Origin of the sequence: Methylophaga lonarensis MPL (genome assembly GCF_000349205.1) — a bacterium.
Taxonomy (GTDB): Bacteria; Pseudomonadota; Gammaproteobacteria; order Nitrosococcales; family Methylophagaceae; genus Methylophaga; species Methylophaga lonarensis.
Map to the genome: position 1 here is coordinate 18,673 of NZ_APHR01000048.1, position 22,674 is coordinate 41,346.

General features: G+C 50.1%; 20 protein-coding genes. 10 read left to right on the forward strand and 10 right to left on the reverse strand.

Going from position 1 to position 22,674, the window contains the following annotated elements; genetic code table 11:
• Positions 1-31: 31 nt before the first annotated feature.
• Both uvrA and MPL1_RS09000 read left to right on the forward strand, forming a co-directional pair.
• Positions 32-2,860, forward strand: coding sequence for an excinuclease ABC subunit UvrA (uvrA, locus tag MPL1_RS08995; RefSeq protein WP_009726813.1), 2,829 nt, complete (start codon positions 32-34; stop codon positions 2,858-2,860).
• A complete protein-coding gene (locus MPL1_RS09000) occupies positions 2,860-3,474 on the forward strand; it encodes a CYTH domain-containing protein (protein WP_009726814.1) in 615 nt (204 codons plus the stop codon). Before uvrA ends, MPL1_RS09000 begins: the two co-directional genes overlap by 1 nt.
• Before the next feature lie 22 nt (positions 3,475-3,496).
• Here the strand turns inward: MPL1_RS09000 and MPL1_RS09005 are convergent, their stop codons facing one another.
• Genes MPL1_RS09005 through gshB form a run of 3 tightly spaced genes read right to left on the reverse strand, consistent with a single transcriptional unit; the run spans position 3,497 to position 6,542 of the window.
• Positions 3,497-4,540 (reverse strand): energy transducer TonB, encoded by a 1,044-nt coding sequence (locus MPL1_RS09005; protein WP_009726815.1) that lies wholly within the window; start codon positions 4,538-4,540, stop codon positions 3,497-3,499.
• A 14-nt stretch (positions 4,541-4,554) separates the two neighbouring features.
• Complete coding sequence (locus MPL1_RS09010) at positions 4,555-5,601, reverse strand: FAD:protein FMN transferase (RefSeq protein WP_009726816.1); 1,047 nt, start codon at positions 5,599-5,601, stop codon at positions 4,555-4,557.
• Positions 5,598-6,542: a glutathione synthase gene (gene gshB, locus MPL1_RS09015; protein WP_009726817.1), complete on the reverse strand. Its 945-nt coding sequence runs from the start codon at positions 6,540-6,542 to the stop codon at positions 5,598-5,600. Before gshB ends, MPL1_RS09010 begins: the two co-directional genes overlap by 4 nt.
• A gap of 157 nt (positions 6,543-6,699) precedes the next feature.
• Here gshB and glyQ point away from each other — a divergent pair, with 157 nt between their 5' ends.
• The 5 genes from glyQ (at position 6,700) to MPL1_RS09040 (ending at position 13,160) form a co-directional block, all read left to right on the forward strand.
• A complete protein-coding gene (gene glyQ, locus MPL1_RS09020; RefSeq protein WP_009726818.1) occupies positions 6,700-7,638 on the forward strand; it encodes a glycine--tRNA ligase subunit alpha in 939 nt (312 codons plus the stop codon).
• Positions 7,635-9,713, forward strand: a complete 2,079-nt coding sequence (glyS, locus tag MPL1_RS09025) for a glycine--tRNA ligase subunit beta (protein ID WP_009726819.1) — start codon at positions 7,635-7,637, stop codon at positions 9,711-9,713. The genes glyQ and glyS overlap by 4 nt, the downstream gene beginning before the upstream one ends.
• A gap of 75 nt (positions 9,714-9,788) precedes the next feature.
• Positions 9,789-10,328 (forward strand): D-glycero-beta-D-manno-heptose 1,7-bisphosphate 7-phosphatase, encoded by a 540-nt coding sequence (gene gmhB / locus MPL1_RS09030; protein ID WP_009726820.1) that lies wholly within the window; start codon positions 9,789-9,791, stop codon positions 10,326-10,328.
• Positions 10,329-10,333: 5 nt separating this feature from the next.
• Positions 10,334-11,074, forward strand: a complete 741-nt coding sequence (locus MPL1_RS09035; RefSeq protein ID WP_235045565.1) for a lysophospholipid acyltransferase family protein — start codon at positions 10,334-10,336, stop codon at positions 11,072-11,074.
• A gap of 1 nt (position 11,075) precedes the next feature.
• Positions 11,076-13,160: an EAL domain-containing response regulator gene (locus tag MPL1_RS09040; protein WP_009726822.1), complete on the forward strand. Its 2,085-nt coding sequence runs from the start codon at positions 11,076-11,078 to the stop codon at positions 13,158-13,160.
• 50 nt (positions 13,161-13,210) lie between these two features.
• On the opposite strand, the gene htpX is transcribed toward MPL1_RS09040, so the two are convergent.
• From htpX to MPL1_RS09065, 5 genes are read right to left on the reverse strand one after another with little or no spacing between them, the layout of a single operon-like run.
• Positions 13,211-14,089: a protease HtpX gene (gene htpX / locus MPL1_RS09045; protein ID WP_009726823.1), complete on the reverse strand. Its 879-nt coding sequence runs from the start codon at positions 14,087-14,089 to the stop codon at positions 13,211-13,213.
• A 42-nt stretch (positions 14,090-14,131) separates the two neighbouring features.
• Complete coding sequence (locus tag MPL1_RS09050; protein WP_009726824.1) at positions 14,132-15,256, reverse strand: ATP-grasp domain-containing protein; 1,125 nt, start codon at positions 15,254-15,256, stop codon at positions 14,132-14,134.
• Positions 15,257-15,260: 4 nt separating this feature from the next.
• Entirely contained in the window at positions 15,261-16,169 is a 909-nt protein-coding gene (locus MPL1_RS09055; protein WP_009726825.1) for an NAD(P)-dependent methylenetetrahydromethanopterin dehydrogenase, read from the reverse strand.
• Positions 16,170-16,212: 43 nt separating this feature from the next.
• A complete protein-coding gene (locus MPL1_RS09060; protein WP_161604017.1) occupies positions 16,213-17,256 on the reverse strand; it encodes a beta-ribofuranosylaminobenzene 5'-phosphate synthase family protein in 1,044 nt (347 codons plus the stop codon).
• Positions 17,257-17,262: 6 nt separating this feature from the next.
• Positions 17,263-18,126, reverse strand: a complete 864-nt coding sequence (locus MPL1_RS09065; protein ID WP_009726827.1) for an NAD(P)-dependent methylenetetrahydromethanopterin dehydrogenase — start codon at positions 18,124-18,126, stop codon at positions 17,263-17,265.
• Between the two features lie 227 nt (positions 18,127-18,353).
• Here MPL1_RS09065 and MPL1_RS09070 point away from each other — a divergent pair, with 227 nt between their 5' ends.
• The gene (locus MPL1_RS09070; protein ID WP_009726828.1) at positions 18,354-18,716 is read left to right on the forward strand and encodes a hypothetical protein; all 363 of its coding nucleotides are present in this window, start codon (positions 18,354-18,356) and stop codon (positions 18,714-18,716) included.
• Positions 18,717-18,783: 67 nt separating this feature from the next.
• Here the strand turns inward: MPL1_RS09070 and MPL1_RS09075 are convergent, their stop codons facing one another.
• A complete protein-coding gene (locus MPL1_RS09075) occupies positions 18,784-19,581 on the reverse strand; it encodes a quinoprotein dehydrogenase-associated SoxYZ-like carrier (protein ID WP_009726829.1) in 798 nt (265 codons plus the stop codon).
• A 13-nt stretch (positions 19,582-19,594) separates the two neighbouring features.
• Positions 19,595-20,530 (reverse strand): quinoprotein relay system zinc metallohydrolase 2, encoded by a 936-nt coding sequence (locus MPL1_RS09080; RefSeq protein WP_161604018.1) that lies wholly within the window; start codon positions 20,528-20,530, stop codon positions 19,595-19,597.
• 77 nt (positions 20,531-20,607) lie between these two features.
• Between MPL1_RS09080 and gltX the strand changes: the two genes are divergently transcribed.
• Positions 20,608-22,011 carry a glutamate--tRNA ligase gene (gene gltX / locus MPL1_RS09085; RefSeq protein ID WP_009726831.1) on the forward strand — a complete coding sequence of 468 codons (1,404 nt, stop codon included), beginning with the start codon at positions 20,608-20,610 and terminating at the stop codon, positions 22,009-22,011.
• 210 nt (positions 22,012-22,221) lie between these two features.
• Positions 22,222-22,599: a PQQ-binding-like beta-propeller repeat protein gene (locus MPL1_RS09090; RefSeq protein ID WP_009726832.1), complete on the forward strand. Its 378-nt coding sequence runs from the start codon at positions 22,222-22,224 to the stop codon at positions 22,597-22,599.
• The last annotated feature ends 75 nt before the right edge of the window (positions 22,600-22,674 follow it).

The window sequence follows — 22,674 nt, forward strand, 5'->3', positions numbered from 1 at the left end:
AATCACAATGAAAAATATCAATGTTCACGGGATGAAGCACATCAGCATTCGCGGAGCCCGCACACATAATCTGAAGAACATTGATCTGGACTTACCCAGAGATTCACTCATTGTCATTACCGGCTTGTCAGGTTCAGGAAAATCATCGCTGGCCTTTGATACGCTCTATGCCGAAGGTCAGCGTCGCTATGTGGAATCGCTGTCAGCCTACGCTCGGCAATTCCTGTCTATGATGGAAAAGCCGGATGTCGACCACATTGAGGGACTTTCTCCGGCAATTTCCATCGAACAAAAGTCCACTTCACACAATCCGCGCTCGACGGTTGGCACCATTACCGAGATTTACGATTACCTGCGTTTACTGTTTGCCCGGGCGGGTGAACCTCGCTGTCCCGAGCATCATTTGCCGCTGGCGGCACAAACAGTCAGCCAGATGGTGGATGCGGTGTTGAGTCAACCAGAAGGCAGCCGAATGATGCTGCTTGCGCCGGTGGTACAGGATCGCAAGGGCGAACATCGCGATGTGCTGGAGCAGCTCCGGGCTCAGGGTTTTGTGCGTGCCCGAGTCAATAATGAGGTCATCGAGCTGGATGCCGTGCCGGATCTTGAACTGCGCAAAAAACACACAATAGAAGCGGTGGTTGACCGCTTCAAGGTGCGAGCAGACCTGCAACAGCGACTGGCCGAATCCTTTGAGACAGCGCTGAAATTGTCAGATGGTGTCGCCAAAGTGGTGTCAATGGATGATGAATCGCAGCAGATGTTGTTCTCGGCAAGATTTGCCTGTCCTGAGTGCGGCTATTCGATTGCCGAACTTGAACCGCGCATGTTTTCCTTTAACAATCCGGCTGGCGCCTGTCCGACCTGTGACGGCTTGGGTATCAAACAGTTTGTGGATCCTGCGCGTGTAGTGGCGCATCCGGAATTGAGTCTGGCAGCGGGGGCCATTCGTGGCTGGGATCGTCGCAATGCTTATTACTACCAGATGCTGCAGTCTCTGGCACAGCACTACCAGTTTGACCTGGAGCAACCATTCGAGCAGCTTTCAGAGCAGATCAGACAGGTCATTCTTTATGGCAGTGGCAAAACAGAAATTGATTTCAGCTATCTGAGTGATCGTGGCAATCGAGTGACACGTAAACACCGCTTTGAGGGCATCATTCCCAATTTGCAGCGCCGCTATCAGGAGACAGAATCAGGCAGTGTGCGTGAAGAACTGGCTAAATTTCACTCCATCAGGGCATGTCCTGACTGCCAAGGTGCAAGGCTCAATGAAGCTGCACGCAATGTATTCATCAATCAGTCAAACCTGCCTGAAGTGACGCAATTGCCGATTGGTGAATGCAAACGCTTTTTTGAAACACTGACCTTGAACGGACAGCGTGGCGAGATTGCCGCAAAGATTATCAGCGAGATTTCCGCCCGCTTGAGCTTTCTGGTGAATGTGGGGCTGGATTACCTTAACCTGGCGAGAAGTGCGGAAACATTATCAGGCGGTGAGGCACAGCGTATCCGGCTGGCCAGTCAGATTGGTGCCGGTCTGGTTGGTGTCATGTACATTCTTGATGAACCCTCTATCGGCTTGCACCAGCGAGATAATGATCGTCTGCTGGACACGCTGAACCGACTGCGCGATCTGGGCAATACCGTGATTGTGGTTGAGCATGATGAAGATGCCATCCGCAGTGCTGATTACGTATTGGATATCGGGCCCGGAGCTGGCGTGCATGGTGGCAGCATTGTGGCGCAGGGCACACCTGAAGAAATCATGAGCAGTGAGCATTCACTGACCGGTCAGTATCTGTCCGGACGCAGAAAAATTGCCATTCCCACGCAGCGTGAAAGCTTTCATGCAGGAAAGGTTATCGGCCTTCGCGGGGCTTGTGGCAACAATCTGCAACATGTCGATATTGATATTCCTATCGGTCTGATGACTTGCGTCACCGGGGTATCGGGCAGTGGTAAATCAACACTGATCAACGAAACTTTACTCAAGCTGACCTCAAAAACGCTAAACGGTGCATCAGAAGAACCGGCACCTCACAGCGACATTCTCGGTTTGGAACAGCTCGACAAGGTCGTGGCCATCAATCAGAGTCCGATTGGTCGAACACCTCGATCTAACCCTGCCACCTATACCGGCTTGTTCACGCCGATTCGTGAGCTGTTTGCCGGTACACCGGAAGCACGCTCGCGAGGTTATGGGCCAGGGCGATTTAGTTTTAACGTCAAGGGCGGGCGTTGTGAGGCCTGTCAGGGCGATGGTCTTATCAAGGTTGAAATGCACTTTCTGCCGGATATTTATGTGCCTTGTGATGTGTGTAAAGGACAGCGTTATAACCGCGAAACTCTGGATATTCGCTACAAGGGTAAAACCATCACTGAAGTGTTGGATATGACGATTGAGGATGCCTGTCAGTTTTTTGAAAATATCCCGGTGGTCGCCAAAAAACTGCAGACACTGATGGACGTTGGTCTGAGCTACATCAAACTGGGTCAGAATGCGACGACACTCTCGGGTGGTGAAGCGCAGCGGGTCAAGCTGGCCAAGGAACTGTCCAAGCGTGATACAGGAAAAACCTTGTACATTCTTGATGAGCCGACCACCGGCCTGCATTTTTACGATATCGAACAATTGCTGAAAGTACTGCATCACCTGCGCGACCGTGGCAATACCATTGTGGTTATCGAACACAATCTGGATGTGATCAAGACCGCTGACTGGATCATTGATATGGGGCCAGAAGGTGGCGCTGGTGGCGGTCAGGTCGTTGCAGTAGGCACACCGGAGCAGGTTGCTGAATCAGAAGCATCGCACACCGGTCGTTATCTGGCCCCTCTGCTCCGAAAGGGTGATTGATGGAACAGGAAATCAAGCTGCTGGTTACCCAGTCGCAAGCCTTGGAGCCTGAGCAGCTTGCCGAGATTTTGCAGCTTAGCTCACCGCCATTAGAGCAAAAAATTGAAAATCGATATTTTGATAGCGCCGATCTGCAACTGCTCAAACAAGGTGTTGGTTTAAGATTACGCTTCAAGTCCGGACAATGGTTACAGACGGTCAAGACTGCCGGGCAGGCGGTGAATGGTTTGCATCAGCGGCAGGAATGGGAGGTGCCGGTGGACGGTGCGCAGTTTGATTTGCAGCAGTTGCGCCAGACACCTTTAGCCGCACTGATAGACGACGCTTCATTTTGGCAACAAGTCCAGCCCATATTCACTACCGACTTTGTGCGTTTCAGTTGGCAATTCAACTGGCACAACGCCAAGGTTGAAATGGCATATGACCGGGGCGTAGTGACAGCGGGGCATTTGCAGGCTGCTATCCACGAAGTTGAGCTTGAATTACTCGAGGGTGACGTGGCAGTGCTGGACTCGCTGGCTGATACGCTAAGTGAACACTTACCACTTGTTAGGCATGATCAGAGCAAGGCGGCACTTGGATATGCGCTGTTGAGTCGTTCTCAGCAGCACTGACTTCCAGATTGATCTAAAAGCCTTAGCGAGCCATTAAGCCCCGCTGACTCTCAAATCGCCAGGTTCGGATGATGGTCAGCATATCATTGCCCTGCAGCACACTTTCGGGGACTTCAGCATAAGGGGCGCCGAGCCGGACAATTCGAATGGCCGCCTGATCCAGTATTTCGTGCCCGGAAGAGCGTGACACTACAATGCCATCTTCCGGAACGCTGCCATCAGGCTTGATATCCACAGATAACATCAGACTGCCGTTGATGCCCTGCTGGCGGGCTTCTTGCGGATAATTCAGATTACCTATCCGCTCCACTTTCATTTCCCAGGCACGCATATAGGCGGCTGCGGCGTATTCCTGTGTTGCCGCAGAAATTCGGCGCTTGCGAGGACGTTCACTGAGCGCTCGTGTGCTGGCATCAAGATCACTCTGCAAGGTGCTGATCTCATTGCGTGCTCTGGCCATTAATTCTGCTGCCGATGGACGGCTGACAGGTTCTACGGTTTCAACGACTTCAACTTCTTCCTGAACTTCGGTGACATCAGTGGCTTGAGCCTGCTCTACCTGGCGCTCTGAGGTTTCCTGGGTCACTGTTTCAACAGGTTGCTGAATTTCAGTCGGCGTTTCGATGATTTGCTCGGCAGCTTCAGTGGGCTCAACTTGTTCGACTTCAGGTTCTGGCAGCGGCTCGACAATTTGCTCTACCACAGGCTCAGGTTCCGGAGCGACTTCGGGTTCAGGTTCGGGCTCTGGAATTGGCTCAGGTGAGATTTCGGTGAGTGCAGAAGTGGGTCGGTCTTCAGCAATCGGCACCGGCAGGTCAGGCGTTGGCTCCGGTGAACGCTGGTCAGTCTCTCCGCCACCTTCACTGGTGGCCTGAGCCAGAAAATGTGCTTCTTCAGGCGCTACCTCGGTTTTTTGTTGAACCAGGGTAATTTCAAGCTGATTCACCGGCGTGTTGGTTGGTGGTGAAAACACATTGAAGCTGACCCCAAGCACCAGAATCAGATGCAGGATCACTGAGAAAATCAGTGTAAAGAGCAGCCGATCAGATGCGGTTGTTTTTGCCATGTTTGAAGGTGGGTTCAGTCTTCAATTTCACGAATCACGGGCGTTGCTGTGGTATCTATCAACCGGGCACGCTTGGCCATCTGCGGGCTCATTTGCAACTCTCCATTTGCCAGCATCAGCATAACATGGGTCAGTCCCATTTCTGCAGCAATTCTCGGCCAGTCCTCTCCTGCAACAAACAGGGCTGTCGCTGCCGCATCTGCGACCAGTGCATCATCATGCAATACAGTGGCGGACATTGCCTGATCAGCCGGATAGCCAGTGCGTGGATCCAGAATATGGCTATAACGTTTACCCTCGTAGACAAAGAAACGTTCGTAATCGCCGGAACTGAAAACGCTTTCGTTATGCATCACAGCGACTGAGGCCAGCACGCCACTGTGTCGGGGGTGGCGGATGCCGATCATCCAGGGACGATCACCATGCTTGCCAATGGCTCGTAAATCGCCACCCATGTTGACGATGGCATTTTCGATACCCATGTCCTGCAGGGCTTCAATCGCTGCATCCACGGCATAACCTTTGGCAAAACCACCAAAGCCGATTTTGACCTGTGAATTATCGCTGCGCAGTACATTGTCACTGATCTGCACATCATTCATGGTAGGCGCGGCTGCCAGTAACACATCAATGTCAGCCTGAGGCGGTGGTGGACGCGATTCTTGCCAGTTGTCCGAGTGGTAGCCCCACAACGCAAACAAGTTGCCTGCAGCGGGGTTGAAAAGATGTTCGCTGGCATTGGCCAGCTGCGTGGCTTTTGTAATCAGCTCGGCCACATCATCACTAATTTCAATGCTTTCACCATTGGCGATGGCTTCATTGATATCCATCAGTATGCTGGGCCGCCAGGCGTGCCAGGTGTTATTCACACTTGTGAATGATGCTTCGAGTATCTCGATAGTCTCAGCCGCTTTCTCGGTGCTGACACCGTAAAGGCTGACATCTATTTCTGTACCAAAAGCCAGAAATTTGGCTTGCAGCGCACGCTCAGGTTCGCCACAGCCACTCAGCAGAGCGGTCAGTAAAAGTGCAGTCAGGAGGGCCTTGAGTCTTGGGGTCATTGTGTCTTCTCAATTGCAGTTATCAGATCATCAGCGATGTTGAGGTTAAAGTATTTATCCAGCTCACGAATACAGGTGGGACTGGTGACATTAATTTCGGTCAGATAGTCGCCAATGACATCCAGCCCGACAAAAAACAGTCCTTTCTGCCGCAAGGTGGGGCCGACTTGCTGGCAAATCCATCGATCACGTTCGGTTAAAGGTCTGCCTTCGGCACTGCCACCAGCCGCAAGGTTGCCTCTTGTCTCGCCTGCGGCGGGGATTCGGGCAAGTGCATAGGGCACCGGCTCACCATTGATCATCAGGATGCGTTTGTCGCCATCGCGAATTTCAGGCAGGTACTTTTGTGCCATCACTGATTGTGTACCGTGTTCTGTCAAGGTTTCGACAATCACTGAAAAGTTGGGGTCGCCTTGATCGATGCGAAATATTGAGGCGCCGCCCATCCCATCCAGTGGTTTGACGATAATATTTCCCTGTTGTTGCTGAAATTGCCGAATCAGGTGTTTCTGGCGGGTGACCAGTGTAGGAGGGCAGCATTGAGGGAACCAGGCCGTGAACAGTTTTTCATTGGCATCTCGCAGGCTCTGCGGGTTATTGATAACTCTGACACCAGCGGCTTGGGCCTGCTCCAGCAGATAGGTGCTGTAGATGTACTCCATGTCAAATGGCGGATCCTTGCGCATCAGGATGACATCCAGTGACTTGAGCGGCAGGGTTTCAGGTTCACCAAGCTGATACCAATTGTGCGCATCTTCTTTGACGCTAAGGCTGCGTATTTCAGCGAATACCTCACCATCGTTTAAGAATAAATCCTGTTGCTCCATATAGCGCAAATTCCAGCCCCTGGCCTGCGCAGCCAGCAGCATGGCGAAACTGCTGTCCTTTTTGATATTGATGGCACTGATTGGATCCATCACGATGCCAAGTGTCTTGCTCATGCTGATTCCTGAACGTCGAAGTGGGTGAATTGTACCTGATTCCGGCCACGATGCCGGAGAATCCCAAGGGCTTTGCTGTATTTGAGATCATGCAACAGCGCATCGGTATGAGCTATAATCGACAGCATTTTTTTCAGGACTATGTGGCCCGAAACTCATGACAACAGCAACGCTGCCAGTGGCTGAAACGCCGAAAACTTTTCAGGAACTTATCTTGCGACTTCAGCAGTATTGGGCTGAGCAGGGTTGTGTCTTGCTTCAACCGTACGATATGGAAGTGGGAGCAGGGACATTTCACCCGGCAACATTCCTGCGGGCGATTGGTCCGGAGCCATGGAGCGCCGCCTATGTACAACCCTCGCGTCGACCAACAGATGGTCGTTATGGCGATAATCCGAACCGCCTGCAGCATTACTACCAATTTCAGGTAGTGATCAAGCCGTCACCACTCAATATTCAGGAGCTATATCTTGGTTCGTTGAAAATGCTCGGGCTGGATACTTCAGTGCACGATGTCCGATTTGTTGAAGACAACTGGGAGTCGCCGACGCTGGGTGCCTGGGGCTTGGGCTGGGAAGTCTGGCTGAATGGTATGGAGGTGACACAGTTCACCTATTTCCAGCAGGTCGGTGGCCTGGAGTGTCAGCCAGTGACCGGTGAAATCACCTATGGTCTGGAGCGTATTGCAATGTATTTGCAGGGCGTAAGCAGTGTTTACGACCTGGTATGGGCGGATGGCCCTTTGGGTAAAGTGACCTACGGCGATGTGTTTCATCAGAATGAAGTGGAAATGTCAGCCTACAATTTTGAACAAGCCAATGTGGAACAATTGTTTTTGATGTTTGATAACTGTGAAAAAGAAAGTGAGCGAATGATTGCTGCTGGCTTGCCGTTACCTGCGTATGAACTTGTTTTAAAAGCATCACATACGTTTAATTTGCTGGATGCTCGCAAGGCTATCTCAGTCACTGAAAGACAACGCTTTATCTTGCGAGTCAGAACTCTGGCACGAGCTGTTGCTCAGGCATACTACGATCGCCGTGAATCGCTTGGTTTTCCGATGCTTAATGCTGAAAAATCGGAGGTCCAGGCATGAGCGATACACGTGATTTATTGATCGAGCTGGGCACCGAAGAGTTACCGCCAACCTCGCTGGCAAAATTGTCAGCGGCCTTTGCCGAGCATTTTTCAGCACAATTGATTCAGGCTGGACTTGAGTTTGCGCAGATCAAACCCTATGCCAGTCCACGTCGACTGGCGCTGGTGGTGGAATCGCTGCAAGTGAGTCAAGCAGACCGTCAGATCGAGCGGCGTGGTCCGGCGGTGACGGCTGCTTTTGATGAAGAAGGTAACCCGACTAAAGCGCTTGTAGGTTTTGCAGGATCCTGTGGCGTCAGTGTTGATGATCTGGAAACCACCGAAACAGACAAAGGCGCATGGCTGGTATTTAGACAGCTGCAGGCTGGCGAAGCCACGGCTAACCTGTTGCCGGGCATGATTGAGCAGGCATTGCACCTGCTGCCAATTGCCAAACGAATGCGCTGGGGGGCATTGCCCGGTGAATTTGTTAGACCTGTTCATTGGCTGGTCGTGTTGTTTGGTGAAGAAGTCGTACCTTGCCAGCTGTTAGGCGTCACATCAGGCCGTGACACGCTGGGCCATCGCTTCCATCATCCAGACAAAATTTGTATCGCCACACCCGCCACCTATGCGCCACAGTTGCAAACCGAAGGACATGTCATGGTGGACATGACTGCGCGTCGTGAAGCGATTCGTGGTCAGGTGATGGAGCTGGCAAGACAACTAGGTGGCGAAGCGGTCATTAATCCAGATCTGTTGGATGAAGTGACTGGACTGGTTGAATGGCCATGTGCCCTGTCAGGAAGTTTTGATCCGAAATTTCTGGCTTTGCCCGCTGAGGCACTGATCTCATCTATGGAAGGGCATCAGAAGTATTTCGCGGTGCGTGCTGCAGATGGTCAATTGCTGCCTAACTTCATTACGGTCAGTAATATCGAGAGTCGTGATCCTGCTCAAGTGGTTGCCGGCAACGAGCGAGTGATTTTGCCGAGACTTAGTGATGCAGCATTTTTCTGGGATACCGACCGCAAGTCACCATTGGCCGCACGCGCTGAGCAATTGAAGACTATTGTGTTTCAGCACCAGTTGGGCAGCCTGTATGACAAATCACAACGTGTTGCCAAGCTGGCTGAGCAATTGGCTAAATGGTTGGGTGCCGATGCTGCGCTGGCCGGACGAGCCGCTGAGTTGGCCAAGTGTGATCTGGTGACCGAGATGGTCGGCGAATTTCCTGAATTACAAGGCATCATGGGACGCTACTACGCCCAACTTGATGGCGAAAACCCTGAGTTGGCCGAAGCGATTGATGAGCAGTATTTACCCAGATTTGCCGGCGATAAGTTACCGGAAACGCGTACCGGCCAGATTCTGGCAATTGCTGAAAAACTGGATACCCTGGTCGGCTTGTTTGGGATTGGTCAGCCCCCCAGTGGCGTCAAGGACCCCTTTGCCCTGCGTCGTGCGGCGTTGGGAATGTTGCGGATTATCATCGAACGAGAATTGGATATTGATCTGCTGAAAATGTTGCAGTACGCCGAGACTAATTTGCAAAAGGTGCTGACTGAGTCTAACAGCAGTCAAGCGGTGATGCAGTATTGCTACGAGCGTTTGCGGGCCTATGTGATTGAACAGGGCTTCCGGCCAGATGAATACGAAGCGGTGCTGGCGGTTCAACCGGTTCGTCCACTCGACTTTATGCAAAGACTGCGGGCGGTTGCCGATTTCAGAGGCTTGCCAGAAGCTGAAGCACTGGCCGCTGCCAACAAGCGTATTGGTAATATTCTCCGTAAGAATAATGACCACAGTGATGACATTGCGGTCGATGTAACTTTACTGCAAGATGAAGCAGAAAAAGCGCTGGCGGCAAAACTGACAGATGTGACTGAAGCTTTGACGCCATTGATGGTGAATGCCGACTATGCGGCTTCATTGAGTTTGCTGGCGACACTGCGCACGACTATCGACAGCTTCTTTGATGAAGTGATGGTGATGGCCGATGATCCAGCCATTCGCCGTAACAGGCTAGCTTTGTTGAACCGTCTGCGAGCATTGTTTTTGGGTGTCGCCGATATTTCATCCTTACAAGCCTGATCCAGGTCGACCACTTCAAACTGACATGTCGGGCATGTTCTTGACTTTCAGTTCGCTAATAACACGGAGGCAGCGATGTCATTGATACTTCTGGACCGGGATGGTGTGATCAATCATGATTCATCGGACTTTATCAAGTCACCCGCTGAGTGGGAGCCTATTGAGGGCAGCCTTGAGGCGATAGCCAGACTGAATCAGGCTGGCTATCGAGTGGTCGTCGTCAGCAATCAATCTGGAATTGCCCGTGGCTTGCTGGATATCGAAACGCTTAATCGCATTCATAGCAAAATGCGTCGAATGTTGGCACAGCTAGGTGGCAAAATCGAAGCCGTGATGTTTTGTCCGCACGGGCCTGATGATAATTGTCAGTGTCGAAAACCTGAGCCTGGTATGCTCAAAGATCTGGCACATCGGCTACGCGTTAGTCTTGATAATGTCCCTGCAGTCGGTGATTCCCTGCGTGATTTACAAGCCGCACAAGCTGTTGGCGCAAGACCGATATTGGTCAAGACGGGTAAAGGTAGAAAAACGTTCAAGCAAGGCATTCCTGATGGAATTCCTGTCTATAAAAATCTGGCGGCCGTTGCGGATGCCTTGTTAGAAGCCAAACAGTGATGTTAATGGTTCGCTCTGCCATTTTTGCGGTATTGCATATCGTCACCGCGGTCATTTTTTCATTTATTTCCATCTTTGTTTGGCCTTTTCCCTTCAAAACACGTTATAGAATCATGACGCGATGGGCGCAGTTGAATCTGTGGCTGTTAGCGAGAATCTGCCGTATTGAATACCGGGTCACGGGTCTCGAGAACGTACCTGATGGACCCAGTGTTATTCTTTGCAAGCATCAATCGAGTTGGGAAACGCTTGCGCTGCAATCGGTGTTTCCACCACAAGTCTGGGTACTGAAACGTGAGTTGTTGTGGCTGCCTTTTTTCGGCTGGGGGCTGGCTTGTCTGAATCCGATTGCCATCGATCGCAAGGCTGGCAAAAAAGCGCTTCAACAAGTCATTGATCAGGGTAAGCAGCGACTTGATTCGGGTAAATGTGTCGTGGTTTTTCCAGAAGGCACCCGGGTGCCAGTAGGGCAGATGGGGCGATTTGGCATTGGCGGTGCGAGACTGGCCACTGAAAGTGGTTATCCCGCGGTACCGGTTGCCCATGATGCGGGTAAGGTCTGGCCCCGACATGGTTTCATAAAATACCCCGGCATGATAAATATGGTGGTTGGAAAACCGATTATTACTGAAGGCAAGACAGCAACTCAGGTAAATCGAATACTGCAGGACTGGATGATAGAGCAGATGACCAACCTTGAAGGAGCGCCTCCCAAGGTTAAGGACAAGACGCAAGAGGATCATTGATGTGGTAAGAGCAGAAGGTATTTTGAGGCTTTTGATAGTCGATGATTCGTTGAGCGAAGCTGATAGCGTTATCAATGCCCTGAGAATTGCCGGGCATGCTGTTCGGGCGTCTCGAGTGGAAACACTTGATGAAGTTGAAAGTGCGGTCAACAAGCAGTCCTGGGATATGCTGATTTGCCGCGATCAGCTTGTTGGGGTTTCACCCAGAGAAATTACCAGTCTTTTGATTAGACTCGGCCGTGATTTACCTTGCATCGTATTAATTAACAAACAGTCTGTTGAAACCGAACTATTCGGATGTGGTGCTCATGATTTGGTGCTTGTCGGTGATATTCCGCGCTTACAATTTGCTGTGAACCGCGAGCTCGATAGTCTGTTCATGAGACGTTTGTGTCGCCGCAATGAGCGAGCGCTTCGCGAGAGTGAGAAGCGTTCACGCGCATTGCTTGAAAGTTCGCGTGATGCCGTAGCTTACATGCATGAAGGCATGCATATCTATGTAAATCGTGCTTACCTCAAACTGTTCGGCTATGAAGAGGCTGAGGATATTGATGGTTTGCCGATACTGGATCTGGTCATTCTCGATGACCATGCCAGGTTTAAGGCCGTATTTCGTCAGTTCTCAGAGCAACCGGATAGTGAGCCGGAGCTTGTCAATGTGCAGTGTCTCAAATCTGATGGTTCAATTTTTGCGGCAGAAATCGAGTTCAGTCATGCCCGAGTGGAAGGTGAGGACTGTACGCAGGTGGTAGTTCGTGATTACAGCACAACTGATTTGATGGAGCGTCAGTCAGATCTGTTGAGCGAGCATGATCTTTTGACTGGCTTTTACAGTCGTTCAGGCTTCATGAATCTATTCGAAAAGCTGGTGTTCGAAGTCGCTGAAGGTCACAAGGAAGCGGTTCTGATGTATCTGGTGCTTGATGACTTTCAGTCAATCAAGGAGCAGGTTGGACTCGCCAATAGTGACGTTATTCTCAAAAGCATTGCGGAACTGCTTAAGAAGGTACAAAAGGAAGATGAACTCATTGGCCGTTATGGTGATCAGGTGTTCACGATTGTTGTGCCCAGCAGTGATGCAAAGCAGATCGACAGCCGGGCAGAAATTTATCGAAAAACCGTTGCCGATTTCATGTTTCTCAACGAAGGCAAAAAAATCGACGTCAAATGCAGTATTGGTTTGAGCAGGGTGTCGGAGAATACGCCAACAGCACAAGTAGTCCTTGAAAATGCAGATCGTGCCTGCATACATGCTCTGAAAGCCGGGGGTGATCAGTGTATTCACTACGAAAATACGATTACACAGCAGGCACAAGTTTCTGCAGACAATCAATGGGCGGACCGCCTTAGCGAAGCACTTGAGAATGATGGCTTTGTCTTGCATTATCAGCCGATTGTCAGCCTGCATGGACAGACGCAGGAGTTTTATGAAGTTTTGCTCCGCCTGAAAGGGGGGGAAGATAGTCTGGTCTATCCGGGCAAATTTATTCACGATCCGAATGTTCAGCCGATGATGGCTGAGATCGACAAGTGGGTCATTCGAAATGCCCTGAATGTGTTAGCCCAGCACAGACAATCACATCCACGCACTCGGTTTTTCATCAAGCTGACTGAGCAATCAATGCATGAAAAGGATTTTGTCGCCTGGCTGGCCACGTCACTCAAAGCAAATAATCTGGATGGTAACAGCCTGATATTTGAAATCAGTGAAACCGCGGCTTTGACGGATCTCGAACAGTCAAAAGCGACTATCCAGAAGTTACAAGAAATTGGTTGTGAGTTCGGTCTGGAGCACTTTGGCTCGGGCATTGATTTTTCACACAGCCTGAATGTGCTGAATGTGGACTATCTGAAAATCAACGGCACTTTTGTGCAGCACATGGCGACTGACTCTGAAAATCAGGCCGCCGTGAAAGCCATTATTGATATGACCCGGCAAGCGGGTAAGAAGTGTATTGCCGAGTTTGTCTCGGACGCTAGCAGTCTGGCTATCTTATGGCAGTTGGGTGTGGATTATGCCCAAGGCTACTATATTCACGAACCTTCAGATCAGCTCGACTACAATTTTGATGATGATGAAATGTAAAAACGGGCCAATGCGTGAAAATCACATTGGCCCGTTTTTTCGTTGAAGAGTTAGCGGAAGTTACGCAGCGCGTTGATGCGATCTTCAATCTTCGGGTGTGTCATGAACAATGCACTCAAGCCACCTCGACCGCCTGAAATACCAAAGGCATGCAGTTGATCAGGCAATGGCTCGTTGGCGGTTCCAGCAAGCCTTTGTAACGCAGCAATCATCTTGTTTGGACCGACCAGTCGTGCAGCCCCTGCATCAGCGCGAAATTCACGTTGGCGGCTGAACCACATCACGATGATACTGGCGAGAATGCCCAAAACAAGTTCAGCAATGATCGAGGTGATCCAGAAGGCTGGTCCATGTCCGCGTTCTGTTTTAAATACCACCCTGTCCACCAGATGGCCGATAACGCGTGACAGGAAAATCACAAAGGTATTCACAACCCCCTGAATCAGGGCCATTGTCACCATGTCACCGTTGGCAACATGGCTCACTTCATGTGCCAATACCGCCTCAACTTCGTCACGGGTCATGGTTTGCATCAGGCCAGTACTGACAGCGACCAGTGCGTTGTTACGTTTCATTCCTGTGGCAAAGGCGTTGGGATCCGGTGCATTGTAGATGGCCACTTCTGGCATGCCGATTCCGGCCTGCTGGGCTTGTCTACGAACAGTTTCAACTAACCAGCGTTCGGTTTCGTTTCGAGGTGTTTCGATGACTTGTGCACCGGTCAGACGTTTAGCGGTCCACTTGGAAATGGCCAGTGAAATAAACGAACCTGTAAACCCAATCACTGCTGCAAAAACCAGTAGTGAGTTCAGGTTGAGATTTGTGCCGGTTTCATCCAGCAAGCTCTCGATCCCCAGCAAACGCATGGTGATACTCAAGACCACCAGGATGGCGATGTTGGTCGCCAGGAATAGCATGATTCGTTGCATAAACAATTTCCTCTGAATTAAATCGACAACAAATATGGGTAATCAGGTCAGGTTTTTCAAGCGCAGGGCAACTTTTTTGCGGAAAAACTCGCATTGTTGCTCCAGTCTTTCAAAGCGCTGGATTGTATCTGGTGCTTCAATGCACAGACTGCAGACAGGATCTCCTTCTGCATGGATGGTGCCTGGTGCAGGAAGATCACAAAAGTCTGCAGGCCAATTGAGGTCGTGCGGTATTGTCAGCATTTGCTCAGCAAAAAAATGATACAGCAAACGATATGACATTTTGATGTCTGGTAAATTCTGTGGTGCTGCTATCTGCCAATGCAGCCAGTCCACGGTTTCTGGCAACAGCTGGCAGGAGGCGCTGGGTCTTGGGTTTAACTCTAGTAACAGCAGCTGTCCTGTGTCACTGACCATGAAATCCAGGCTGTTCAAACCGCGTAAATTCAGTCGTTGCTGAATTTGCATGATGGCATCCATCACCGCCTGCTGCTGGTGTGTGGCTAACTCGGGATGGTTATACAGTGTTTGCAGACGGAAATCACCGTTATCCGCATCAACGCAAATCTGTCGATTGAACATCAATAACCGTGGTTGATATTGTGCATCTATGACAAACAGCGCTGAATAGCTGATGCCATGCACGTGCCGCTGCAAATAGTGTGACTTGTCGCTGATAGATTGCTCAGCGCTGATGTGTGAACCTCCCCATCCTGCTGCATCTTTCAGTAGCCACTGACCAGTGCTTTGTGGCTGGTAAGTGACTTCCGGGTGGGGCAGTTGCAGCGAGTCCAGTAGTGTAAACCATGGCATCGGCTGACAGACCTGGCTGCAGACTTCTGCTGAGTTAGCTGTCGAATGAATGTGTTCAGGTAAATCTGTCAGGGCGGGGTATAGATACTCAATTCCGGTGCCAATGATCAGATAGGCCGTTTGACCCTCTGCGAGCAGCTCGATGGTCTCGTGAAGTTGCTGTGGGCTGACAGTTGTAATCGGCTCAAGCCTGATAAATCGCTCGCAATGTTGAACACTGTCGCTATCTGCAAAACAGTCTGCTGCCCTGACACGATAGCCGTGACGGGCAGCAGACTGAATCAGAAATCGAGCACTCTGGGCAATAATAATCAGCAGTGTCGATGCTGCTGGACGCTCAGACTGCTGTAGCATGGGCTTAGACGAGTTTGCGGGCACCCTCAAAAGCATTCCGGAAATCAAGGAACACAGGCTCCTCGTCACTCTCCAGGGTTTCCCTCAGCAGTGCTTGCTGAAGCTTGTATTTAACGTTACCGATGGCCAATGCACCAATACCCACGGCATTTGGCGATTGTGTGGCGAATTTCAGAGGCTCGCCGTTGTGCATCAACTCGACGCCTTCAATTCCCAGTGGTGCCACAGCATTAACATCACCGGCGACTTTCAATTGTGTTGCATCGGCAAGTACTGGTGCATTCAGTACCTGTACGCCGGCTTTGGCGGTACAGAAAACAACATCTGCCGTTGACAAAAGACGCGCTTTGTCAGCGTCAGATGCCGCGGTGGTCGCGCGCAGTTTGACGCCGTAGCGTTGTTCGGCTTCTTTCGCGTACTCAAGTGCGGTGTCGATGGAGAAATGGTCGACGATAGTGGTATCAGCACCTTGCTGAGCAGCAATCACTGCGGTTGCCAGACCAACCGGACCTGTACCACCAAAAACGACGGCACGCAGGCCATTGAAATCCTGATTGAAATGTTTTTTCAGTTCACGCTCAACGCAGGCCACCAGAGCTGCGGCTGTGGTGAATGCGCCGCTTGGATCGGCAAATACTGAGATCTGAAATGGCGGTTCCATGGACTTTTTGGCAGCTTCGAGCATATCCATGGCGACACCAATGTCACGTCCACCGATGAACATTCCCGTTTTTTTCACCCCAGCCGGACCTCGGGAAAAGACCGCATCCTGAGTTAAACCAGGCACCTCACTCAGCTCGACATTGTTGTAAGGCATGATGATGTCATAGCCTGCATCCAAGGCCATATTGATATCAAATGGACTGTTGTACTTCATTGGATTGAGCATGTGGATGATGGAGCGTTTTGCCATGTGAAAGTCCCTCTAAGAGTGAGTCTAAATTAGGATTAGCCGTTTATATGTTTTGTTGCTTCGTTGTTGTCATTGCACCAGAAGTATCACATTGTGCAGCCACAAACGACAAGTGATTGAATTCATCCGCTCGAGTTGCCGAGTACTCTGTTAATTGTTGTATCAGTGCCTGAGCTGATTTTGGATTGGTAGTGAATATGCAGCCAGTTGGACCCCATGAACTTTGTGCCACTCCTCTAAAGCCGAGAGAGTGGGCATAGTCAAGCAGCTTTGCTACTTGAGCACTGGCATACTGACCTCCTTGAATCGGGGCAAAGTGGCTGCCGATCAGCCGTTGAATCTCGGTGACAGCTTCCGAGAAATCGTCCAGATTATTGCTCAGCAGCGCAGGTGCAAGCTGCATCAGTGTTCTGTGACAAATCGTTTCGGCAGCATGGCGTGGGAAGGCAGGTAAATCACTGAATGCAGATCGTTCGACAGAACCGTGAACACCTTGTTGACTGTTGTCAAAAATCAGTACCACTGTCCAATCTGAAGGGAAGGGCAGTCGCATCAGCGTCAGAGGCATTGATGATGAGCGAGAGTCGATGCCTGCATCAATGACAAAACCACCGTGTTCGAAGCTGGAAATGCCAATGCCTGAACGTTTGCCCCGTCCAAGTGCTTGGGCGATTGCTTCAGCGGTGGCGTCAATTCCATACAACTGGCAAAGCGCATGTCCCAGACTCAGTGCCAGCTGTGTGCCGGAACCCAAGCCGGCATGTTCTGGGATTAACTGATGGATGTGGATGCTGAGTGTTTGATCTTTGGCCTCAATATGTTGGCCAAGGCTGGCAAAGAAGTCTGATTGTATCTGCAGTAATCTTGGGTATTGGGGAGCTGACTCTGTCAGGCCACTGATTGTCGATTGAGCACTACGACTGACTTGCAGCTCTGTGTAATGGCTGTCGATAGCCATTCCTATGCTGCCAAATTTTCTGCCAAGTCCGCCATTAAGATCCAGAAACCCCAGGTGTAAACGCGCTGGGGATCTGACTCTGACCAAGGCTGGTGTGGTTGTTTGGCAGGCAAATACAGGACTGTTCACGAACAATTAGGCGTTATCGATTTTGCAGGCAATGTCATAGATGGTGGTTTCGTCCAGGAACAGGTCATTGGAATCAAACAGCGACGCAATCGCACCACGATGGACTTTCATTTTGAAATTACCGATGGCAATCGCACCATAGAAACGAACACCATCGCGCTGTTCGCCATTATCCATCACTTCAATACCTTCAACGCCCAGCGGTGGGACTGCATTCACATCAGCAATGACTTCAAGTGTTTTACTGCTCGCCCAGCTTGATTTAGGCACGATACAAACGCCTGCAGGTCCCGCTGCAATTGCAACGTGAGCGTCCTTGAGTAAGGCCTGAACCGCTTCATCACTGCGAGTTTCACCCGGAACAACATCAACGTCGTAGGCTTTTTTCATTTGAGCAACAGTCGCTTTACTACGCTCCATGCTGCGGCAGGTGAGTGTGACTTTGGCAGCACCTTCTTTAATGAGATACAAGGCTGTTCTTTGACCGACGGGACCTGCGCCCATAATGACGACGTTCTTTCCAGTAATGTCGTAGTTGGTCATCACCTTGCGAGCAATGGCGGCAGCGGTTGTATTGGAGCCATTTGGATCCAGCATCACCGAGACGCGTACCGGGCCAAAGAAGGCTTTTTTGACAGCCTGGCCTACCAGGTCGCTGGCAGGAACATTGGAGCCACCGATGAAAATTGCGCTATTTTTCAGGTTTTTGCCACCGCGAGTAAAAATCATGCCGTGGACATGAGCGGTGACATTATCGCGCGTTGCACCACCATGAGCGATAATGTTGTCAACACCTGCATCGTAAGCAACCGCTTGATCAAAGGTGCTTGCAACCAAATCGGTGTCAAGATGAAGTAATAGTTTTTTCATTGAGTGTCTCCAGCCCGCGCCACAGTGTCTGGGCAATTATTTAAATGTTAAGCCTTCAATGTTACCCCAAGTCAACCTGATGATGAAAATTTAACTATCATCAGGTTTCTGCTTGGACTTGCATCGACCCTGATATGTCATGTAACACTATATATGGATTCCTAGGAACTAATTATAAAGGTCCGGGTCTGAACAAACACCTTCATAATAATTAAGGGAGAGCATGAATGAATAAACTGAGTACCAGCCTGTTTGCCGCCGCAATGATCGCCATCCCAAGCCTTGCCGCAGCCAACGATTTTTCCACCATGACACGCGTTCAGTATGTCCAGGAATGTGTACAGTCAAACCCGCACATGAATCTGTATGAGTCAACAAACAAGTGTTCTTGCGTGATTGATGAAATCGCTAAAGAATACAACCAGGTTGAGTTTGATGATGCTGCGGCATCCTACAAATACCGCAACATGGTGGCAGACCGAGGCCGAACTGTGCGTCAAAATTCGCGAGAAGCTGTCAGCAAATTTGAAAAAGTGCTGCTGACTTCTTATGAAACCTGCAAGATGAGACCGAACAACGGTCCTCAGTAACTCGGGTTTCATTAACAGACATAAAAAAAGCCGCATCGCGGCTTTTTTTATGTCTGTTAGACGTCGATTAAATTTGCTGCTCAGTGGTGAATATGTCTTGCTTGCTGTCTTCTGCAGTGGCTTTCAGCACACCAGACGTTTCAGGCGTAAAGACAAAGCGCACGCTGGGGTCTTCGCTGACAGAAATGCCTGCCTCGAGCTTGATTAAAGCTTCATCATTGAATGTGATATCTATCGTTCTGACGAAGTGGGGTGGAATATAAGTTCGTCTTTGCTGATCAAACTGGAGACCGCTGTAGTTTGGATGACTGATAATCACCTGTGCCTGTACCGGTTGGCCAATGGTGGGTTGGCGCATGCGCATTTGCATTTGTCCGAGTCTGGCCATGGCCGCTTCGGCATCTTTCATTGCGGGTGCACTACAGCCTCCTGAAGCTCTCACATGCTCTGCCACCATGTGCAGCGAGCCATCATTCATCTCTGCAATTGCTCGAATATGCGTGTATCTATCGACCCGAACGCGGGTAGCGATGTCAACAGTGCCCAGTGATGGGCTCAAGTGAAAATTTGCCGAGTAAGGCATCGGGTTGCGATCGATAATGATATGGATGTTCTGTATGTAGTTGTCTGCTGTTTGAGGCTGCTTGGAGCGAATAGAGATAGGTACAATCGCCGCGTCCTCAGCTCGGAAGGGGGCTTCCAGCTCCAACAAGTCTGTGGCGTTTTCTCTAATAGGACGGTCGCCAAAGTGAGTGACTTTAAGTGCCTGCCATTCAGGTGTATCGCTGGTCTCAGCCTTGAGTGGTGCTGCAACAGTCATCAGCAAGAGACCGAACAAAGGCAGGGCTTTTAGTGTGCGTTTCATGATGGTTTCCTCTCTACTCCCACTCCAGTTCGACAAAAGCGGCTGTGACGTTGCGTCGGTGATATTCTTCAAACATTAACCAGTTGTCTGCCTCATCAACCGCGACCTCACGAATGGCCTCTTCAATTGTGCCAAGATCGTTGATGATTGATCTGACTCCCTCTCGTATCGCTTCAAAATAGCGTATCTGCGATTCAAGCGCTGTTTTGTCACCCTGATAACTGATAGGTCCGTGGCCAGGAATCATGACTTCGACATCTATTTTCAGCAAGTGTTGCATCGCATCCAACCAGCCATTAATGCTGCCATCCAGTGCCGGCGTGCGATCCACAAAAAGTAAGTCTCCAGTCCAGAGTGTGCGGGTTTTTTTATCCAGCACTGTCAGATCATGGTCGGTATGCGCAGTGGGATAAGACTCAAGCTTGATGATTCTGCCCCCGAGATCCAGTTCAAGCGGCTGGTCAATATTGACTAGCTTGCTTGCTGGAATAAATTCTGTTCCCTGCCAGGCATCGCCCAATAACTCTTGAAAGCTTTCCTCGTAAAAAGGCTGTCTTCCGGCTAGAGCAGCAGGTGCTCTCTGGTGTGCGATGAAGACCGGATTGTCTTCCAGAAATGCGGCATTACCAAACACATGATCAGGATGAACATGCGTGTTGATGACATAGCAGATCGGGGTTTCTGTGATGTTGCGAATGGCGTTACGCAGTTGTTGTCCTTCAAGATAACTGCCGCCGGTATCCACAACAGCAACACATGATTCACCCACGATAAATCCAATGTTGGCGATGGCGCCGTGGTTGTCTGGGGTGGCTTCTTCATGAGCTCCCTGGTGGAAATAGATTCCTTCAGCGGCAGCCGTTAAGGGATAGTCAGTTGCTTCTGTTTCGGCACAGCCATGCAGTGCAGGAATCAGTAACAGCAGGGTAAAGAAATATGTCTTGTTCACAATGGCCAACATCGTTGTCGGGGGCGATGCTGTTACAATATCGCAGTTTGCTGGCTGATTCTAGTTGAGAAATATTAATGACAATTCGTACCCGCTTTGCCCCCAGTCCAACCGGTTATTTGCACGTTGGAGGTGCCCGGACGGCGCTGTTTTCATGGCTCTATGCTCGCAAGCATGGAGGACAATTTGTATTGAGAATTGAAGATACCGATTTAGAGCGATCTTCAATTGAATCAGTGAATGCCATCCTGGAAGGCATGACCTGGCTTGGCCTTGACTATGACGAGGGGCCTTTTTATCAGACGCAGCGTTTTGACCGATACAAAGCGGTAATTCAGCAACTGCTCGAACAGGGCGATGCCTATTATTGCTACTGCTCCAAGGACGAGCTGGAAGTCATGCGTGAGCAACAGCGCCAGAACAAGGAAAAGCCCAGATACGATGGGCGCTGTCGTCATCGTCAGGATATTCCTGCAGATATTCAGCCGGTGATTCGTTTCAAAAATCCGACCACAGGCCAAGTGGTGGTCAAAGACATGATTCGCGGTGATGTCAGTTTCAACAATTCAGAACTTGATGATTTGGTCATTGCCCGACCTGATGGCACGCCCACCTACAATCTGACAGTGGTGGTTGATGATATGGACATGGGAATGACCCATGTGATTCGTGGTGACGATCATCTCAACAACTCACCGAGGCAAATTAATATTTTCAAAGCATTGGGCGCGACTCCACCCATGTTTGCTCATGTGCCAATGATACTTGGTGACGATGGTGCCCGATTATCCAAACGACACGGGGCCGTCAGTGTGATGAGCTATCGGGATGAAGGATTTCTTCCAGAGGCATTGTTGAACTATCTCATAAGATTGGGGTGGTCCCATGGCGATCAGGAGATCTTCTCGCTGGATGAAATGATTCAGTTGTTCGATATCGAGGATGTCAACCGGGCGGCATCAAGCTTCAACACTGAGAAACTGCTTTGGTTAAACCAGCATTACATCAAGTCCAGCTCTGCAGAACATATCGCCAAACATCTGAGTTGGCATTTGGGCCAGCTGGGCATTGATCCAACACAAGGTCCTGCTATCACTGATGTGATCGTCCTGCTTCAGGAGCGAGCAAAAACCTTGAAAGAGATGGCCGAAAATTGCCGATATTTCTATCAGATAATTTCTGACTATGATGAGAAGGCGGCAAGCAAAAATCTGACAAGTGAGGCGTTACCGATACTCGAAAACGCTCATACCCGGCTAGCAGCATTGCCAACATGGACTGCCGAACCAATTCATGCGGAAATCAAAAATTGTGCAAGTCAGTTTGATGTTGGGATGGGTAAGGTTGCTCAGCCTATCCGCGTTGCAATTACAGGAAATACGGTCTCTCCTTCTCTGGATCAGACGCTTGCACTGTATGGTCGTGAGCGCACATTGTCTGCGATCAGCAAAGCAACAGAGTGGATCAAAGATCGTGCCTGAAATCAGCCAAAACAAATAAAATGTAATAAAATCAAGTGCTTGCGTATTCGGGAATTTTTTCCCGAAAAAATTATGGAAAAACTCACAAAAAAGATCAGCAAGATGCTTGACTATCGTTTTTTTCAGGATTATGGTTTTGCCTACGCATGAGGTTCAACTTTGAACAAAATCGTGTCGTACCATAACTAAAAAGCAATAGAGGATAACTTTATGAAGCTGAAAACTCTCTCATTAGCAATGATGTCAATGGCTGTACCAAGCATGGTCGCCGCTGACGAGTTGCTGGTAATGCAACAAAACGAAAACAACTGGGTAATGCCTGCTGGTGACTATGCCAATACGCGTTACAGCCGTCTGGCTCAAATCACCAAAGACAATGTTGCCGACCTGAAAATGGCTTGGTCGTTCTCAACTGGTGTATTGCGTGGTCACGAAGGTAACGCTCTGGTTATCGACGGCACCATGTATGTTCACACTCCTTTCCCGAACATCGTTTACGCCCTGGACCTGAACAACTACGGCGCAATCAAGTGGAAATATGAAGCCAAACCAAAACTACGACGAAACTGTGCCAGTTATGTGCTGTGACACTGTTTACCGTGGTCTGTCATACGGTCAAAGTAAATCTTCCTGAACCAGGCTGACACCACGCTGGTGCTCTGG

Excerpts from the sequence above, each read along its gene's own strand:
- MPL1_RS09055 (WP_009726825.1), bottom strand. The coding sequence starts at position 16,169 with ATGGCAAAACGCTCCATCATCCACATGCTCAATCCAATGAAGTACAAC.
- MPL1_RS09070 (WP_009726828.1), top strand. The coding sequence starts at position 18,354 with ATGAATAAACTGAGTACCAGCCTGTTTGCCGCCGCAATGATCGCCATC.
- glyQ (WP_009726818.1), top strand. The coding sequence starts at position 6,700 with ATGACAACAGCAACGCTGCCAGTGGCTGAAACGCCGAAAACTTTTCAG.
- MPL1_RS09075 (WP_009726829.1), bottom strand. The coding sequence starts at position 19,581 with ATGAAACGCACACTAAAAGCCCTGCCTTTGTTCGGTCTCTTGCTGATG.
- gltX (WP_009726831.1), top strand. The coding sequence starts at position 20,608 with ATGACAATTCGTACCCGCTTTGCCCCCAGTCCAACCGGTTATTTGCAC.
- MPL1_RS09010 (WP_009726816.1), bottom strand. The coding sequence starts at position 5,601 with ATGACCCCAAGACTCAAGGCCCTCCTGACTGCACTTTTACTGACCGCT.
- gmhB (WP_009726820.1), top strand. The coding sequence starts at position 9,789 with ATGTCATTGATACTTCTGGACCGGGATGGTGTGATCAATCATGATTCA.
- MPL1_RS09005 (WP_009726815.1), bottom strand. The coding sequence starts at position 4,540 with ATGGCAAAAACAACCGCATCTGATCGGCTGCTCTTTACACTGATTTTC.
- MPL1_RS09065 (WP_009726827.1), bottom strand. The coding sequence starts at position 18,126 with ATGAAAAAACTATTACTTCATCTTGACACCGATTTGGTTGCAAGCACC.
- MPL1_RS09000 (WP_009726814.1), top strand. The coding sequence starts at position 2,860 with ATGGAACAGGAAATCAAGCTGCTGGTTACCCAGTCGCAAGCCTTGGAG.
- gshB (WP_009726817.1), bottom strand. The coding sequence starts at position 6,542 with ATGAGCAAGACACTTGGCATCGTGATGGATCCAATCAGTGCCATCAAT.
- uvrA (WP_009726813.1), top strand. The coding sequence starts at position 32 with ATGAAGCACATCAGCATTCGCGGAGCCCGCACACATAATCTGAAGAAC.
- glyS (WP_009726819.1), top strand. The coding sequence starts at position 7,635 with ATGAGCGATACACGTGATTTATTGATCGAGCTGGGCACCGAAGAGTTA.
- MPL1_RS09090 (WP_009726832.1), top strand. The coding sequence starts at position 22,222 with ATGAAGCTGAAAACTCTCTCATTAGCAATGATGTCAATGGCTGTACCA.
- MPL1_RS09035 (WP_235045565.1), top strand. The coding sequence starts at position 10,334 with ATGGTTCGCTCTGCCATTTTTGCGGTATTGCATATCGTCACCGCGGTC.
- MPL1_RS09050 (WP_009726824.1), bottom strand. The coding sequence starts at position 15,256 with ATGCTACAGCAGTCTGAGCGTCCAGCAGCATCGACACTGCTGATTATT.
- htpX (WP_009726823.1), bottom strand. The coding sequence starts at position 14,089 with ATGCAACGAATCATGCTATTCCTGGCGACCAACATCGCCATCCTGGTG.